This is a genomic window from Pseudomonas sp. CH235, from assembly GCF_004368175.1.
Classification (GTDB): domain Bacteria; phylum Pseudomonadota; class Gammaproteobacteria; order Pseudomonadales; family Pseudomonadaceae; genus Aquipseudomonas; species Aquipseudomonas paraglycinae.
Genome location: NZ_RRZJ01000001.1, coordinates 195804 through 211946, shown reverse-complemented (window position 1 = coordinate 211946; position 16143 = coordinate 195804). Strand labels below are relative to the sequence as shown.

The following is a 16143-nucleotide window of genomic DNA, read 5'->3' as shown; positions in this document are numbered from 1 at the left end:
TCAAACCGGCGGTTTGGAAAGCCGCAAAAGCATACCGGGCCAGGCAAGGGGCAGCAGCTCATCGCTGGACATATCTGATGATCCTTGCGTAAAGCGCATTGAAGAGGAAATCCGGTACCTGCGTCGCGTATTGCGTTGCCTTGGACAAGGCCAGGTGGCACTCCCTGACCATTTCATTACGCTCGTTTTCGCCATTGACCGATTTGCTGAAAATGCGCTCATAGGCCTCGTAACTGTAAGGCGTGGATGTCGAGGTAATGGAAAGCTTGTGCTGGGTGTCCAGGGTGTATGTGCTGTGCGCGCGCAGGATCCGATCCTGCAAGGCACCCAGCCCGCGCTCGTACAGGAAAATCTGCGAGCCGCTGATTTTTCTGGCCACCGCCTCCAGTGTGTACAGCACCGCATGAGCATTACCCAGGCTGGATTTCAGCGCCGACGGTTTCACGAAACGCTCAAGCTCGCCCTTTTCGAGGCTTTTGAGCCCGCGTCGAACCCCGGAAATAAAGGCAAAGGGGTAGTTGCAGGCGACCACGTGCACTTCCAGCTGATAGCCGGCATTGGCGGCGTACTCAGGCAAGGCGGCAAATTCGATGGTGTCGAATGCACACTCCAGAATGATGTTGAGTTTTTCCCTGAAGGCTCTTTCGAAAATCTTCTGGCACAGATCGCGGACGAACGTCTCTGTGTGTTCGTAGGCATGCAATACGCCGATTTTGATCATTTCCTCATATTGCGGATGCCTCTCCCGATACTGGGGAAGGTAGAGGCGAACATGGTTTTGATAGCGACCGGAAGGCAGCAGGCTTTTTTCCAGCAGGTAGGTTTTGCCCGAACTTTGCACGCCGGCAGTGACCAGCATCCGGGGTGTGGTCTCGGCTGTTACTGCGGAAAACAGCGTTGGGCTGAGGGTGTCGAAAGCGGCAGTGACCTGCTCTGGCGTGTAGGTGTAGTGGTAGGCAGCGGCGACAGACATGCAGTGATTTCCTTATCTCGTCTTGAGGGATACCGGTGGCCGGTCCTTTGACTAAAGACCGGTTTTCGGACTTCATCAAAGACAAGATATTTACAACGTATGTCACTGTTTTGTATGGGAATTAATCCTACAGTTAACGATGGAAATCACCCTGTTCAAATTCCCGGAAACGTACGTCAACCCGACAGGTTTCCTGCGCATTCACTCCCCTCCAGCGACCACCAGCGCGGCAGCAATTGGCGGATCCGGCTTTCGGCAAAGCGGTCATCGATCAGCATCACCACGCCGCGATCCTGCTGGGTGCGGATCACCCGTCCGGCGGCCTGCACCACTTTCTGCACGCCGGGGAACAGGTAGGTGTAGTCGTAACCGGCGCCGAAGATCGCGGCCATGCGCCGCTTCATCTGTTCATTGACCGGGTTGAGCTGGGCCAGCCCGAGGGTGGCGATGAATGCACCGATCAGCCGTGCGCCGGGCAGATCGATGCCTTCACCGAACGCGCCGCCGAGCACGGCAAAACCGACGCCCTGGCTGTGGGCGGTGAATTGATCGAGAAAGTCCTGCCGCGCGCCTTCGGTCATGCCCCGGGATTGCTGCCAGCGGGTGATGTGCGGGTGCCGCTCGGCCAGCAGCTGCGCGACCTGTTGCAGGTAATCGAAACTGCTGAAGAACGCCAGATAGTTGCCCGGGCGTTCGCTGAACTGGCGGGCGATCAGCTCGACAATCGGTTCCAGCGACGCTTGCCGGTGCGTGAAACGCGTGGAAATCCGGCTGACGATCTGCACCTGCAATTGTTCGGCGCTGAACGGTGACTCGACATCGATCCAGACCGTGTCGACAGGGGTGCCAAGCAAATCCGCGTAATAGTGGCGCGGGCTGAGGGTTGCGGAAAACAGCACGCTGCTGCGCGCCGCCGTCAGGCGCGGGCCGATGAACGCCGCCGGCACCACGTTGCGCAGACACAGTTGCGATAGCGGGCGTTTGCGCTCGAGGTCGCGCTTGCTGATGTCGAACAGGTAATGCGCGTCGAACAATTCTGCTACCCGGCCGAATTGCAGCATTTCGAAATAGAAATTCTGCAAGGCGCTGTCGAGCCCTTGCGGGTGATCGTTGAGGTAGTCGCCGATGCTCGCCGTGCAGGATGAGAGCGCCTGCAACAGTTTTTCCGGCGCCCTGTCGTAGGCCTGATACGGCGCCAACTGGTCATTGTGCAGGGCGTTCCATTCGCGGTTGACCCGCTGCAACGATTTTTTCAAGGCCTCGGGGGCGGTTTTGCGCACGCTGCCCAGCGTCGCCTGATCGAGAGTGGAGCTGTACATCTGCCGCCCGCGCTCGACCAGGTTATGCGACTCGTCCACCAGCACCGCAACGTTCCATTGATTGAACTGGGCCAGACCGAACAGCAGCGCGCTGAAATCGAAGTAATAGTTGTAGTCCGCCACCACCACGTCGGCCCAGCGGGCCATTTCCTGGCTCAGATAATACGGGCACACCGCGTGCTGCGCCGCGACGTCTCGCAGCGCGGCCTGATCCAGCAGACGTAGTTGGCTGGCGGCTTCGCGGGCAGCGGGCAAGCGGTCGTAAAAGCCCTGGGCCAACGGGCAGGATTCGCCGTGGCAAGCCTTGTCCGGGTGTTCGCAGGCCTTGTCCCGGGCGACCATTTCCAACACCCGCAGCGGCAAGGTTTCGCTGTGATCGAACAGCACTTGCGCCGCGTCCAGCGCCAGTTTGCGGCCGGGTGTCTTGGCGGTGAGGAAGTACACCTTGTCCAGTTGCTGCGGCGCCAACGCCTTGAGCATCGGAAACAGGGTGCCGAGGGTCTTGCCGATCCCGGTCGGGGCCTGGGCCATCAGGCAGCGGCCGGTGCTGACGGCCTTGAACACCGATTCGGCGAGGTGACGCTGGCCGGGGCGAAACGCGGCATGGGGGAAACCCAGCTGCTGCGCCGCCCGGTTGCGCGCGTCGCGGTGGGCCATTTCCTGTTCGGCCCACGCCAGGAACAGACCGCATTGTTGTTCGAAGAACTGCCGCAGCGCATCGGCGCTGAACGCTTCGACCAGACAGGTTTCCTTTTCCGTGACGATGTCGAAGTACACCAGCGCCAGATTGATCTGCTCAAGTTGCAATCGACAGCACATCAACCAGCCGTAGATTTTCGCCTGGGCCCAATGCAGCGAACGGTGATTGGCCGGTTGCTTGCTCAAATCGCCGCGGTAGGTTTTGACTTCTTCCAGGCAGTTCTGCGTCGGGTCGTAGCCGTCCGCCCGGCCCTTGACCTTCAATGGCCCGAATGCGCCCTCCAGCGCCACTTCGCTCTGGTAGGCGTCGTTGCGCCGGGACGCCACGGTGCGATGCCCGGCAATCCCCTCCAGCGCGGTCGGTGACGGGGTGAAGCGCAGGTCGAGGTCACCGGTTTTCGCGGTGAATTCGCATAACGCCCGCACCGCGATGCTGTAGCTCAAGCGCCCTGCTCCGCCCATTGCACGTAACACACGGCGACCGGCATCCGGTGCGTGTTGCAGAACTCCAGCCAGCGCAATTGGTTGTCCTGCAAGCGATCGCCCGGGCCTTTGACTTCGATCATCCGGTAGGTCTTGTGCTGCGGCCAGAACTGGATCAGGTCGGGCATGCCGGCACGATTGGCCTTGATGTCCAGCAGCAGACGGCTGAACCAGTGCTTGAGGTGTTCGGCCGGCAGACAGGCCAGCGCCTGTTCCAACAAATCTTCATTGAGCGCACCCCAGAACACGAACGGCGACTGCACGCCCCATTTGGCGGCGAACCGCGCGCGGATGGTGTCGGCATAGCGGCCATCGTCGAGTTCGGCCAGACAGGCCTGAAACAGCTCGGCGCGACGGAACTGGAAGTCCTCGTTGAGCAGATCCACCGGCCCGCGCTGGAACGGGTGAAAGAACGCGCCCGGCAGCGGCGCGAAGATCGCCGGCCAGCACAGCAGGCCGAACAATGAATTGATCAGGCTGTTTTCCACGTAATGCACCGGGCCCGTTTCTTCATGCAGGTGCGCCTGAACGTGATACTCCACCGACAACGCCGGATCGAGACGCGGCAGGTGCAGATCCAGCCGCTCCACCAGGCCGGGTGCCGTGCGTTTGATCGGCGGTCCGCCGAGCTTGCGCCGCAGGCGCGGCAATATCCGTTGCAAGCCCTGCTGTTCGGTGGCGGTTTCCGGCGCCTGCTCGGCAATGACCGCCAGTTCCAGAGCCAACGCATACTCGGCGCTGCGCTCCAGCACGCGGATCATCCGCAATCGTGCGCCGGGATAGGCGCAGTCGCGATAGATCTTCAGGGCCAGGGCGAATTCGCCGAGGCGCTCGCAGTATTGGCCGATCTGGAACAACAGCTTGCCGCGCCGGCGTTGCAGCCACGGGTTGTCGAAATGCAGCGCCGCGACCTGTTCGACGATCGGCTCCAGCGGCTCGCCGGCTTCGAAATACAGCTGGCAGTCGTGCAGAAACAGGCAGGCATCGACGTCGGCACGGCTGCGCAAACCCCGGGAATCGGCGCTGAACTCAACTTTTTCGTAGGTGAAGATGCCGAGGTCGGCGAGCACGAACTCCGACCAGTCCTGATAGAGGTTGCCGAAGAACATCAGGCGAAAACGGTCGCACAGGTCCATCAGCGTCAGGCTGAACAGCCGATCCGCCAGCGTTGGGCACCATTGCCGGAAAATGCGGGGCTCGGGGAATTGTTCGTGCAGCAGCGGCAGCCAGTCGACTTTCTTGCCCCGGGGCTGATCGATGGCCGGGCCAAAGGCTTGCAGGATCTCGGCCTTGAGCAGCACCTCGAACAGATCCGCCATCGACAGCGGCGCCTGTTCATCGAGCCAGCCCTGCTCCAGCAGTGGTTGCGCCGCCTCGGCGATGTCGCCGATTTCCGGATAATTCAGCTTGCCGGCGCGAAAATGCACGCCCTTGCGCATCACCATCCGCACCAGCAACCCCTGGGATCCGCGCGGCAGTGCCTTGAAGTCGCGGATGAAGCCGTGCTCCGCTTCGCTCATGACATCGGCGTAACGAAGCTCAAGCCAATCAAGCACCTGGCGGAAGTTGTTGAGGTAATAGAACGGATCTTCGAGGGGATTGGCAGTCACGGTGATTTCGGGGCCATGGCAAGCGAGTACTGGTTATGCGTACAGATACCAGCCTGCCCCGGCGGGCGCAAACGGAAAAAGATCAGTGGCACCTTCATTGCGGAATTTTTTCAGGTGGCCATCGAACTTTCTCCGGCGTAATGGCACCAACCGCGTTAGAGGCCGACAATGGTCGAAATGAACAGGAATGCTGCTTATGAAAATCAAGACTCTCGGGATCCCGTTGGCTGTTGCGGCCCTGCTGACGCTGGCCGGTTGCTCGACCCCGACGGTGGTCACCCTGCAGAACGGCACCCAGTACCTGACCGAGGACATGCCCGATACCAAAAACGAGGACGGTTTCTACGAGTTCAAGGATATTTCCGGCGCCAAGATCCGCGTGCGTGCCGACGAAGTGGCCACGGTGCGCAAGGAAGACTGACGGTTCCCCCATCAAAAAAAGGCTGCGTTCCTGGTGGAGCGCAGCCTTTTTTGCATTGATCAGCGGGGTAATGCCATGCCCGGGAGGGAACCGTCGCAGTTCAACGCGCGCTCGCCGCGCCGGACCATTTCTTCCTGCAAGCGCTGGCAGCGCTGACGTTCCTGCTGCGCCATGCGGTCGATGCTCAGGTTGCCGGTCATTTCCGGCTCATGGTCTTCGCCGATGCGAACGGTCACGAACGGTTGTTCGGGCTGGATATGAAAGCGGCTTTTCTCTTCGACGGGTTTGACGTCATCACTGTCGGCAGGTTTTGGCAGTTGATCGGTGGTGACGCCATAGCGGCTCAGAATCGAGCTGTGAGGCAGATCGGCCCAGGCATTGGCCGACAGCAGCGCCAGTCCCGCGATACCGATAAACCTCTTGAAACCTTTCACGTGTGAATCTCCTGTACTCGTTGGCGACCCTTACATGACGAACGTTGCCGTCATGGCTTTAGGCCGCATTTCCTGTTGGTGCAGGGATTGGAGTCAGGGAATGGCTCGTGAGTCACTTTCAATACCGCGTTATCGTTCAATCGCGAGCAGGCTCGCTCCCACAAAGGCCCGTACTCGGTCAATGTGGGAGTGAGCCCGCTCGCGATGGCGCCGTTGCAGGCGCCCCAGATATCAGGCGATCACGATCCCGTCGCCACTCAGGCTGTTCAACGCAACCCCGACCAGCGTTACCGAATCCGCGCCGAACTTCAGCACCGTATCCTGCCCCACCGCCGTGGCATGGGCGCGGAAGTCGTCGCCCGGCAACACGCCCTGCACGCCGAGGAACACCAGTTTGTCGTTGGCGGTGTAACCCACCACGCGGTCCTGGCCGAACGCGCCGCTGAACAGGAAGGTATCCGCCCCGCCGCCCGACTCCATCAGATCATTGCCGGCGCCGCCGACGAACACGTCGTTGCCCGTCCCGCCGATCAGATGGTCGTTGCCGTCCAGGCCGAACAGCCAGTCACCGCTGGCCTTGGCCTTGAGGGTGTCGGCGGCGCCGGTGCCCTTCACGCTTGATTCGTACTGGGTGACGTTGTTGCCGACCTTCAGACCGGTCGCCGTGACGCTGTGGGTGACGTCGTCCTTGAACAGGCCCCAGAGGAAACCCGGCTCCTTGGTGACGATGCTGCCGATGTCGCGGGTGATGCTGATCCCGCCGTTGGCATCGCGGATGTACAGGTTGCCGGCGCCGTCGTTGGCGAAGTCGAAGGTATTGACCGACTTCTGCAACTCCAGGGTGTTGTTGCCCGAGCCGCCGAGCAGGATGTTGTAGCCCCCGCCGTCGCGGAACGTGTCGTTGCCGGCGCGGCCTTCCAGATAATCGTTGCCGCTGCCGCCCTGGATCAGGTCGTTGGCGTCGCTGCCGATGATGAAGGTGCTGCCCTTGTGGGTTTCGGCGTTGCGGTTCAGGTCCTGCACCCAGGTGTTGGCCCGCGCCGGATCCGACAGGTTGGCGACGATGATCGTCGAGTCCTTGCTGGTCAGGTCGTAGAACTTCGATTCGATCACCCGGTTCATGCCATCGCCATAAGCGGTCGGCAGGTGCGAGATCCAGGTCGGAATGTTGACGATCGAGAACGGCAGCACGTTCCACGCCGCCGAAGCGTAGTGGTCGTTGAAGCTGACGATGTTGTCGGTCGCCGACTCCTTGGGCGCGTCGTGCACGCCGAGCGAGGCGCCGGTGAAGGTCGAGCCGTCGAGCGCGCGGAACACCGGATCGTTTTCGTAGCCGACGTTGAGCACCTTGTCGTTGCTGCTCTGGGTCGGCGAGGCGTAGGCGATGTAGTTGGAGTCCTGGAAGAACCCGCCCCATTTGCTGGTGCTCAGGTCCGCCATGCTGTTGACCGCCAGCCCGCCGAGGCTGTGGCCGCTGACCAGCACGTCCTTGCCGGTCAGGCCGTTGGCCTTGGCGAACGCCACCACATCGTTCATCAGGTTGCCGAAGGCTTCGCCGACATAGTTCTTGGCGTAATCCTTGGGCCCGAATGCAGCGAGCAAGTCGTTGATCACGTCACCGATGGAATCGCCGATGAGGATTTCCCGTGGGCCGCTGGTGCCGCGAAAGGCGATGCCGATTTCCGTCAGATGGCCCTGAGCGTCGTATTTGCCGAGGATTTCCACCTGAGCGCTGGTGTAGCCGGCTTTTTCGCCGAAGAAGGTGCCGCGCGCATCGGTCTTGCCTTCGTAACCCAGTTGCGAGGCGGTGATCGGGGTCCAGCCGGCTTTTTTCACCGCGTCGAGTGCGGCTTTTTCCGAATCGGGGTTCCACGGAATGCCGGGGATCACGCCTTGGGAATCCGTGCCGCCGATCAGCGCGGTCACCAGCGTGGCCGGCAAGCCGAGGCCGAAGCCGTTGTGCTGATAACCGACGGCAAAGCCGTTATCGAGGTTGTGGTAGGAATACAGCGTAATAGCCATGGCGTCGCTGAACAGCGCCTTGGATTCCGCCGTACCGAAGTTCTTGTAGTCATACACACCCATTGCTGTTGCCTCTCTTTTTGTTGGAATTGTTCAGAGATAGCTCACAACCAGAACGCCCCTCCCGAGGCGCCCCGGAGCATTTCAGTACAACGTTCGTTTGTCAGGCGAAGACGAAACTCGAATCCGACAGGTTAGCCACACCGACCCCGACCAGCGTCACGGCAAAGTCGCCAATCTTCAGCACGGTATCGCTTCCGGACTGCGACGCGTGTTGCTTGTAGTCGTAGCCCTGCCCCGCGCCTTCGACGCCCATGAACACCAGTTTGTCGCTGCCCTGGTAGCCATTGATCGCGTCGAAGCCGAAGGCGCCGCTGAACAGGAAGGTGTTGTTGCCACCCACCGCGCTCATCACGTCGTTGCCGGCTCCGCCGACGAAGGTCACGTGGGCCTTGTCGCTTTGCAGGTGATCGTTGCCGCCCAGGCCGAACAGCCAGTCGCCGTCGGCGGCGGCTTTGAGGGTGTCGCCCATGGCGCCGCCGCTGAGCGAATGGTTGTACTGGGTCAGTTCGGCACCGTTGGCCAGGCCTTTGGCGGTGACGGTCCAGGTGATTTCCTTGCTGCCCCACCACGAACCCGACTCTTTGCTTACCAGCGCGCCGATGTCACGGGTCATGCTGATGCCGCCGTAGGCGTCACGCACGTACAGGGTGCCGTCGCCGTCGTTGGCGAAGCTGAAGTTCTGCAACGGCTTTTGCAGCTCGAAAGTGTTGTGGCCCTGGCCACCGAGCAGGATGTTGAAACCGCCGTCGTCACGGAAACGGTCATCGCCGCCCAGACCTTCGAGGAAGTCGTTGCCCGCCCCGCCCTTGAGCCAGTCACCGCTGTCGGTGCCGATGATGAAGGTGCTGCCGGTGTGCGGCTCGCCGCTGCGGCCCAGATCCTCGACCCAGGTCTTGCCCCGCGACGCTTGCTCAAGGTTGGAGACGATGATCGTCGAGTCCTTGTGAGTCAGGCCGTAGAACTTCGACGCGATCACCCGATTCAGGCCGTCGGCATACCCCAGCGAGCTGTGGGCCGACCAGTTCAGCGGATTGGCGATGCTGAACGGCACCAGGTTCTGCGCGGTGGACGCGTAGTTGTCGTTGAAGTTGACGATGTTGTCGGTGGTCGAATCGTGCGGCTTGTCGTGCTTGCCCATCGACGCGGTACTGAACGTGGTGCCGTCGAGCACGCGGAACACCGGGTCGTTCTCGTAACCGATGTTCAGCACGTTGGTGCCGGTGCTGCTCTGGGTCGGCGAGGCGAACGAAATGTAGTTGGCGTCCTTGAAGAATCCGCCCCAATTGCTCGCGCTCAACTCCGCCACGCTGTTGACCCCGAGACCGCCGAGGCTGTGGCCGCTGACAAGTACGTCCTTGGCCGCAATGCCGTGGGCGACAGCGAACGCGGCCACCGATTTGAGCTGGTTGTCGAAGGCGTTTTTCGCGTACTGAGTGGCGTAGTCCGACGGGCCAATGGCAGCCAGCAGGTTGTTTTTCATGTCGCCGAAGGTGTCGCTGTAACCCAGCCCGCCGGTGCCCCGGAAGGCCACGCCGATGCCGATCAGCTTGCCCGCGGCGTCGTACTTGCCGAGCACTTCGGCTTCGGCGCTGGTGAAACCATCCTTCTCACCGAAGAACGTCCCCTGCGCCCCGACTTTGCCCTGATAGCCCAGCGCCGTGGCGCCGATCGGCTTCCAGCCAGTGCCGGGCAAGGCCTGCCCGGTCGGCGTGTAGGCATACAGCGTCAGGGCGATGGCGTCGCTGTACAGCGCTTTGCCGTCGGCGTTTTTGTAATCGAACAATCCCATGTTGTGCTCTCTCTTCCTTTCAAAAACGGCAGTTCTCGAAAGAACTGCCGCTACCCCTTAGAACTGCCAGTCCAGCGTCAGGCCCACACCGTGGTCCTTTTCGTTGGAGCCGATCAGCCCGTTATAGTCCAGGTTGACCCGGACATCGCGATTGAGCGCCAGCCCGGCGCGCACGCTGACTACCGCTGCATCTTGATCCATCGACACACTTTGCACGGTGAACGCACTGTTGCCATTGACGAAGGCCAAGTGACTGTCGGAATCCACGCTGCTCAGATTGTGCTGCCAGCCCAGGCTTGCGCCCAGTTCCAGCTGGTGTTTCTCCGACAGGGCAAACGTGCGCTTGGCCCGCACACCGAGGGTCGACAACACCACATCGCGGTTGTCTTCACCACCCTTCAGTGCGGCGGCATCACCCTTCTCGGTGAAGCTGTCGCTGTTGAGGTGCACGTAGGCCAGATTGGCGAACGGCTCCAGATTCATCGGTTGCAGACCCAGGTCGTAGGCCGCTTCGGTGAACAATTGCGCGGTGGTCGCATCGCGCTTGGTTTTCTGTTTGCCGCTGACGCCACCGAACTGCAGGTCGCGTTTGACGTCGATGCGATGCCAGCTGTAAGCCGCACCGGCGGTCAGACGCAGTGCATCAATCTGATGCCCCAGGTACGCGCCCAGGTGATAGCTATCGACCGAGGCGGACGAATGCGTACCCTCGCCCATGCTCAACGAGCTGTCGCTATAACCAGTAACGAAACCGAGACGAGTATCTTCAGCGATCAAACCGTCGACACCGGCCAGCAGGCCGCCGATGGAACTGGTGGAATCGGCGTATTTCGACCCGCCATCGCTCTTGCCCCAGGCGCCCAGCACTTTGAGCCAGGCGTTGCTGCGGTCATCGGTCGGCGCGCCGGCATCGAACAGATCGCGCTCACGCAAACGCTCGCCCACGGCATCGCGCAGGTAGCGACTGTCGTTGATCAGCAGCGTGCCGATGGCCGGGTGAATCTCGCCGGACAGCTGCTGGAAGGCATCCTGCGCAGCGGCCGCCGATGGCGACAGCAACAGGGTTTCGAACAACGCATTGCCGGCGCCGAGGCGTTCGGCGGCAGCACCGACTGCGCGCTGGTTCGGGGTCAGGCCGACACTGGCGAACGAGGCGCCGTTACGTCCAACCTCCAGTTGCACGCCACCTGATGAGTAATCGAGGGTGCCGCCGAGGAACGCATAGTTAGGCAGCACCTGACCAAAGCGCCCCTGAATCCCGCCTGCTGCCTGCAGGATGTTGAACTGACTGCCGAGCAGCGATTTCACGTCTTCGGTGGTCAACAGCGTCGGGCTGTTTTCCAGGGACAGACTGACGGTGGCGCCCTCAATTATGGCGGTGCCACCGGCGACGATCCGGTCGCTGCTGGTCGGCGACACTTCCACCGCATAGGTCGAACCCGGTGCGAAGGTCACGTCACCCGCCACGTTGAAGGTGCCGATGGAATTGCCCGGCGCCACGGTGCCGCCGCTGTTGGCGGTCAGCGCGGCGATCCGGCCGTTACCACCGAGGATGCCGCCGTCATTGACCGTCACCGCCGATTGCAGCGAGCCATTGATTGCCAGCCGGCCCTGATTGACCAGGGTCGGGCCGCTGTAGGTGTTGTTGCCGGTCAGCACCAGAGTGCCGATGCCTTGTTTGGTCAGACCACCATGGCCGGAGATGTTGTTGCGCCAGGTGTCGAGCCCGCAGGTGATGTCGTTGCATACGCGTTCGGTGGGTTTGCCCGCATCGATAATCGCGCCGATGCCTGGCAGATCGGCCACGAACTGGCCGGAACCGTAGGCGCCCTGGATGCGGAATTCTTCGGGGATGTCCTGCTCGGTGACGAACATCGCCGGGCCGTCGATGCCCTTGCGCAGGTTGATCATGCCCCAGCCATACAGGGCGTCGATGCCCGGTGCGCCGAGGTCGGTGGCCGTGGTGCGCAACACGCTGGCGACCTGATCGCCGGACATGTACGGGAAGCGCTCCATCAGCACCGCCATGGAGCCGGCCACGTGGGGCGCGGCCATCGAGGTGCCGTTGTAGTTCTTATAGCCGGTGGTCAGGTTGTCGGCGTTGGTGCCTTCGATGATCGAGCTGTAGATCTGCGTGCCCGGTGCCGAGACGCAGAAACTGGCGGTGTAGCCGCAGCGCGAAGAGAACGTACTCATGATGTACGGATTGGCGCTGGCCTGATCCGGGTTCCTTTGCAATGCGGCGACGGTGATCCAGTTCGGCGCGATGTCCGGCACGAAGTAACCGAGGCCGGCGATGGCGTCCGGGTTGTTCAGGTTGTAGTCGTTGCCCGCCGCGAAGATCGTCACGATCCCGCTGCGTGCGGCGGCGATTGCACCGTCGTAGGCGCCGCCGGGTTTGGTGCCCAGCAGTGTGCGGATCTCGTTGAACTGCAGTTGCGCGTCGTTGACGGTGAAGTGCGGGTACGCCGGGTCACGGCCGCCGAGGTCGAAACGGTCGGTGATGCCGATGCCCCAGCTGTTGTTGATGATCCGCGCGCCGCTGGCGATCAGCGCATCCCAGCCGGCCTTGTACACCGCGCCGTCGTTGCCGCGCACGATGCCGTCTTCCGGGCCCGGGTCGCCGTTGTCGGCGCTGATGATCTGCGCGCCGAACGCCACGCCGTGCATCGGCCCGCCGTCACGGCTGCCGGCAGCGATACCGCCAACGTGGGTGCCGTGGGCGCCGAGTTTGCCGTCGGAACCGACCGAGGGCGAACCGTCATAGCGGAACGCGTCCCCCGCTTTGACCGGGATGTACGGGTCGGTGTATTCGCGGATCCCCGAGGTCACCAGGGTGATGACCTTGTTGCTGCCGGAAAACTCCGGGTGCGCGGCGTAGACCGGTTGGTCGAAAATTCCCAGTTTCACGCCTTTACCGGTGTAACCGGCGGCGTAGGCGTAATCCGCGCCGATGGCGCCCAGGCCCCAGTCGGCCTTGAACTCGGCACTGCGCCAACTGCCCGGATCCCCTGCCCGGCCGCTTTCCACGTAGGGCGCCGCGTGTGCGCTACCCCAGGTGGCCAGCGCGCAGAGCAAGGCGACGTTGAGAGTTTTCAGGCGAAAGCATCCACCCGATTGCGCGGGGGTGTTGTTGTTTTTCATCCAGCGACCTTCCTTAGTGATGTTGCGAAAAATCCGTGTGTTCAGCCCCGTGATCGTTCCCACGCTCCCGCGTGGGAACGCAGCCCGTGACGCTCCGCGTCACTGGACGCGGAGCGTCCCTAGAGGCATTCCCACGCAGAGCGTGGGAACGATCATCCGTGTGTCTAGAACTGCCAGTTCAGGCTCAGGCCCACGCCATGCTGCTTCTCGCGGCTGGCCAGTTGTCCGGTGTAATCGAGGTTCACCCGCACGTCGCGGGTCAGTGCCAGGCTGGCCTGCACGCCGACCAGTGCGGCGTCGCGCACCAGTGGCGAGCTTTCGACCGTGTACGGCGCGCTGCCGCTGGCAAAACGCAAATGCTGTTCGGAGTCGATGTCGGTCAGGCTGTGCTGCCAGCCCAGGTGTCCGCTCACTTGCAGCTTCTGCGCGGACGGCAGGTCGAAGGTCTTGATCGCCCGCACGCCGAGGGTGCTCAACACCGCGTCGCGCTGGTCGTCACCGCTTTTCAGCGCGGCGGCGTCGCCCTTCTCGGTGAAACCATCAGTGTCGAGGTGTACGTAGGCCAGATTGGCGAACGGCTCCAGGGCCAGCGGTTGCAGGTCCAGTCGATAAGCCGCTTCGCCGAATACCTGAGTGGTGGCGGCATCGACCTTGGCTTTTTGCCTGGCGCTGACGTTGCCGTACTGCAAGTCGCGTTTCACATCGGCGCGATGCCAGCTGTAGGCCGCGCCGGTGCTCAGGCGCCAGGCGCCGATGTCGTGACCGGCGTAGGCGCCGAGGTGATAGCTGTCGACTTTGGCTGAGGAATGCGTGCCCGAGCCCATGCTCAGCGAGCTGTCGCTGTAACCGGTGACCAGACCGATGCGGGTCTGCTCGTCCAGCGCTCCGTCGACACCGGCCAGCAGGCCGCCAATCGACGTGCTGTATCCAGCGGTGTCGTGCCGCGAATCGGTTGTGCCCCAGGCGCCGAGGGCCTTGATCCAGCCGTTGTTTTGCGCGGCATTCGAGTCATGTAGGCGTTCGCCAATGGCGTCGCGCAGTTGCCGGCTGTCGTTGATCAGCACCGACCCGAGGGCCGGATAGATTTCGCCACTCAACTGTTGAAAGGCTTGTTGCGCGTCACCGGCGGTGGCCGACAACAACAGGCTTTCGTAAACCGAACTGCCCGCGCCCATGCCTTCCACGGCGGCAGCCACAGCACGTTGATTCGGTGTCTGGCCGACGCTGGCGAACGATGTTGCGTTGCGCTCGACATTCAAGCCGATGCCGTTGTCGCTGTAGGCCAGGCTACCACCGATGAACAGATAATCCGGCAGCACCGCACCGAACCGACCCTGAATGCCACCCGCAGCTTGCAGAATCTCGTACTGCCGACCGAGCAGGCTTCTGGCCTCGGTGGTGCTGAGCAGCGTCGGGCTGTTTTCCAGCGACAGGCTTACAGTAGCGCCGTTGATGGATGCAGTGCCGCCGGCGACGATGCGGTCGCTGCTGGTGGGAGACAGTTCCACCGCGTAGGTAGAGCCTGGCGCGAAGGTCACGTCACCGGCGACGTTCAACGTACCGATCGAATTGCCCGGTGCTACCCGGCCGCCGCTGTTGGCGGTCAACGCGCCGATCCGCCCGGAGCCGCCGAGGGTGCCGCCGTCGTTGACGGTCACGGCCGAAGTCAGCGAACCGTTCACCGTCAGCAGACCGCCATTGACCGTGGTCGGCCCGCGATAAGTGTTTTCACCGGTCAGAATCAATCGGCCGTCGCCGGACTTGATCAGGCTGCCTTGATAAACCCGAGCGGAAGCTGCTGCATCGCGAGCCATGCCCACGGCGTAATCGGTCTGATCCTGTTGGCTGGCGCCGGCCGGCACGCCGTTCTGCCAGCCTTTGCTTTGCAGGGTTTGCTGCCAGGCGCTGTGTTCGGCGAGGTCTTCGTTCTGGCGCTGGATCAGCGCTTTGTCGCTGATGTCATTGCTCCAGACATCGCTTTGCCCAGCCGCCAGATTCGCGTCGAAAGCACCAAGCAATTGCCCCGGCCCGCGCATCGCCCGGTACAGGTTGGCCACGCCCCAACCGACTCGCTCGGTCGGTGCGTCGGTCACCGAACCGTCGAGTTGGGTGGCGGTGGTCAGCAGCACTTCGAGCGCCTGCTGATTATTCATGTACGGATAGCGCTCCATCACCAGCGCCAGCGCGCCGGTGGCGTGCGGCGCGGCCATCGAGGTGCCGGACTTGATCGCATAACCGCCGTCGGGAATGGTGCTGTCGATCTTCGCCCCCGGCGTGGTGATGCACCAGTATTTGGCGATGCCGCACTGGTTGTACTTCTGCTGATTGCTTTGATCGAGCCCGGAGACTGCCAGCCAGTGGCCTTCCAGATCCGGCTGAAAGTACGGCAGCGCCGAGCGCACGCTGGCATTCGGGTAGCCACTGTTGCCGGCGCTGAACACGTTGATCACGCCACGACGCGAGACGTCCGCCGCTGCGTCGAGCCAGGTGCCTTTGTTCCAGTGCTGTGCGTAAGCGGCGTGCAAGTCCGCGAGGGTTCGGTAACTGACGTCCGGCGGCTGGCTGCCCCAACTGTTGTTGATCGCCCGCACACCGGCATTGGCCAGGGCGTCGTACACCGCTTTGAAGTAGCGCGGATCGGGGTTGGGGCCGAACAGAAAACTGTCGTTCTTGTTGGTGTTGCCGACGTAGATCTGCGCGTTGTACGCGACGCCATGCATGCCAGTGCCGTCACGGGATGCGCCCATGGTGCCGACCACGTGGGTGCCGTGAGAGTCGTTGTTCGGGTTGAGGGTGCCGTTGACATTGAACAGCGTGCCGTCGATGTAGCTGCCGCTGGCCAGTACCGGGTGATAACGCTCGCTGGCGAACTCGGGATGGGCGGCGTCGAAACCGGAGTCCAGCGCGCCGATCTTCACGCCCTTGCCGGTGATGCCGGCGGCGTAGGCCTGATCGGCCTGCATTCGGCCCAGGCCCCAGTCACGCAGGAATTCGGCGCTGCGCCAACTGGCGGGATCGCCGGGTTTGCCGGCTTCGAGGTACTGGGCCTGAGCCTGGGTTGCAGAAATCACAAGCAGCAGGGTGCCGACCGAAATCGGCTTGATGCGTACGTCCATGTTCACCACTCACTTTTATTGTTTTATGCAGGTTGATTCTGCGGTATCGCCCCTTCCCCTCACCCCAAGG

The 16143-nt window shown here is 62.3% G+C and carries 9 protein-coding genes; 1 reads left to right on the top strand and 8 read right to left on the bottom strand.

All coding sequences use genetic code 11. The features are described 5' to 3' along the window. Positions 1-58 precede the first annotated feature (58 nt). The 3 genes from EIY71_RS00865 to EIY71_RS00855 all read right to left on the bottom strand — a co-directional run bounded on the left by EIY71_RS00865 (position 59) and on the right by EIY71_RS00855 (position 5084). Complete coding sequence (locus EIY71_RS00865; RefSeq protein ID WP_102716840.1) at positions 59-973, bottom strand: zeta toxin family protein; 915 nt, start codon at positions 971-973, stop codon at positions 59-61. Between the two features lie 176 nt (positions 974-1149). Further along, positions 1150-3435 (bottom strand): ATP-dependent DNA helicase, encoded by a 2286-nt coding sequence (locus EIY71_RS00860; RefSeq protein WP_102686182.1) that lies wholly within the window; start codon positions 3433-3435, stop codon positions 1150-1152. After that, positions 3432-5084, bottom strand: coding sequence for a VRR-NUC domain-containing protein (locus EIY71_RS00855; RefSeq protein ID WP_085745714.1), 1653 nt, complete (start codon positions 5082-5084; stop codon positions 3432-3434). The genes EIY71_RS00860 and EIY71_RS00855 overlap by 4 nt, the downstream gene beginning before the upstream one ends. Before the next feature lie 196 nt (positions 5085-5280). Between EIY71_RS00855 and EIY71_RS00850 the strand changes: the two genes are divergently transcribed. Then, positions 5281-5505 (top strand): YgdI/YgdR family lipoprotein, encoded by a 225-nt coding sequence (locus tag EIY71_RS00850; protein WP_007951417.1) that lies wholly within the window; start codon positions 5281-5283, stop codon positions 5503-5505. 59 nt (positions 5506-5564) lie between these two features. On the opposite strand, the gene EIY71_RS00845 is transcribed toward EIY71_RS00850, so the two are convergent. The 5 genes from EIY71_RS00845 to EIY71_RS00825 form a co-directional block, all read right to left on the bottom strand. Beyond that, positions 5565-5939 (bottom strand): hypothetical protein, encoded by a 375-nt coding sequence (locus EIY71_RS00845; RefSeq protein ID WP_085745715.1) that lies wholly within the window; start codon positions 5937-5939, stop codon positions 5565-5567. Positions 5940-6170: 231 nt separating this feature from the next. Beyond that, a complete protein-coding gene (locus EIY71_RS00840; RefSeq protein WP_134019947.1) occupies positions 6171-8024 on the bottom strand; it encodes a polyurethanase in 1854 nt (617 codons plus the stop codon). 100 nt (positions 8025-8124) lie between these two features. Then, entirely contained in the window at positions 8125-9813 is a 1689-nt protein-coding gene (locus EIY71_RS00835; protein ID WP_134019944.1) for a polyurethanase, read from the bottom strand. A 57-nt stretch (positions 9814-9870) separates the two neighbouring features. Continuing rightward, entirely contained in the window at positions 9871-12957 is a 3087-nt protein-coding gene (locus tag EIY71_RS00830) for an autotransporter serine protease (RefSeq protein ID WP_134019941.1), read from the bottom strand. A 164-nt stretch (positions 12958-13121) separates the two neighbouring features. Then, positions 13122-16073 (bottom strand): autotransporter serine protease, encoded by a 2952-nt coding sequence (locus tag EIY71_RS00825; protein ID WP_134019938.1) that lies wholly within the window; start codon positions 16071-16073, stop codon positions 13122-13124. Positions 16074-16143 lie beyond the last annotated feature (70 nt).

Bases quoted from the DNA above. Each gene is read 5' to 3' on its own strand.
- EIY71_RS00825 (WP_134019938.1), bottom strand. From the start codon at position 16,073: ATGGACGTACGCATCAAGCCGATTTCGGTCGGCACCCTGCTGCTTGTG.
- EIY71_RS00865 (WP_102716840.1), bottom strand. From the start codon at position 973: ATGTCTGTCGCCGCTGCCTACCACTACACCTACACGCCAGAGCAGGTC.
- EIY71_RS00830 (WP_134019941.1), bottom strand. From the start codon at position 12,957: ATGAAAAACAACAACACCCCCGCGCAATCGGGTGGATGCTTTCGCCTG.
- EIY71_RS00840 (WP_134019947.1), bottom strand. From the start codon at position 8,024: ATGGGTGTGTATGACTACAAGAACTTCGGTACGGCGGAATCCAAGGCG.
- EIY71_RS00835 (WP_134019944.1), bottom strand. From the start codon at position 9,813: ATGGGATTGTTCGATTACAAAAACGCCGACGGCAAAGCGCTGTACAGC.
- EIY71_RS00850 (WP_007951417.1), top strand. From the start codon at position 5,281: ATGAAAATCAAGACTCTCGGGATCCCGTTGGCTGTTGCGGCCCTGCTG.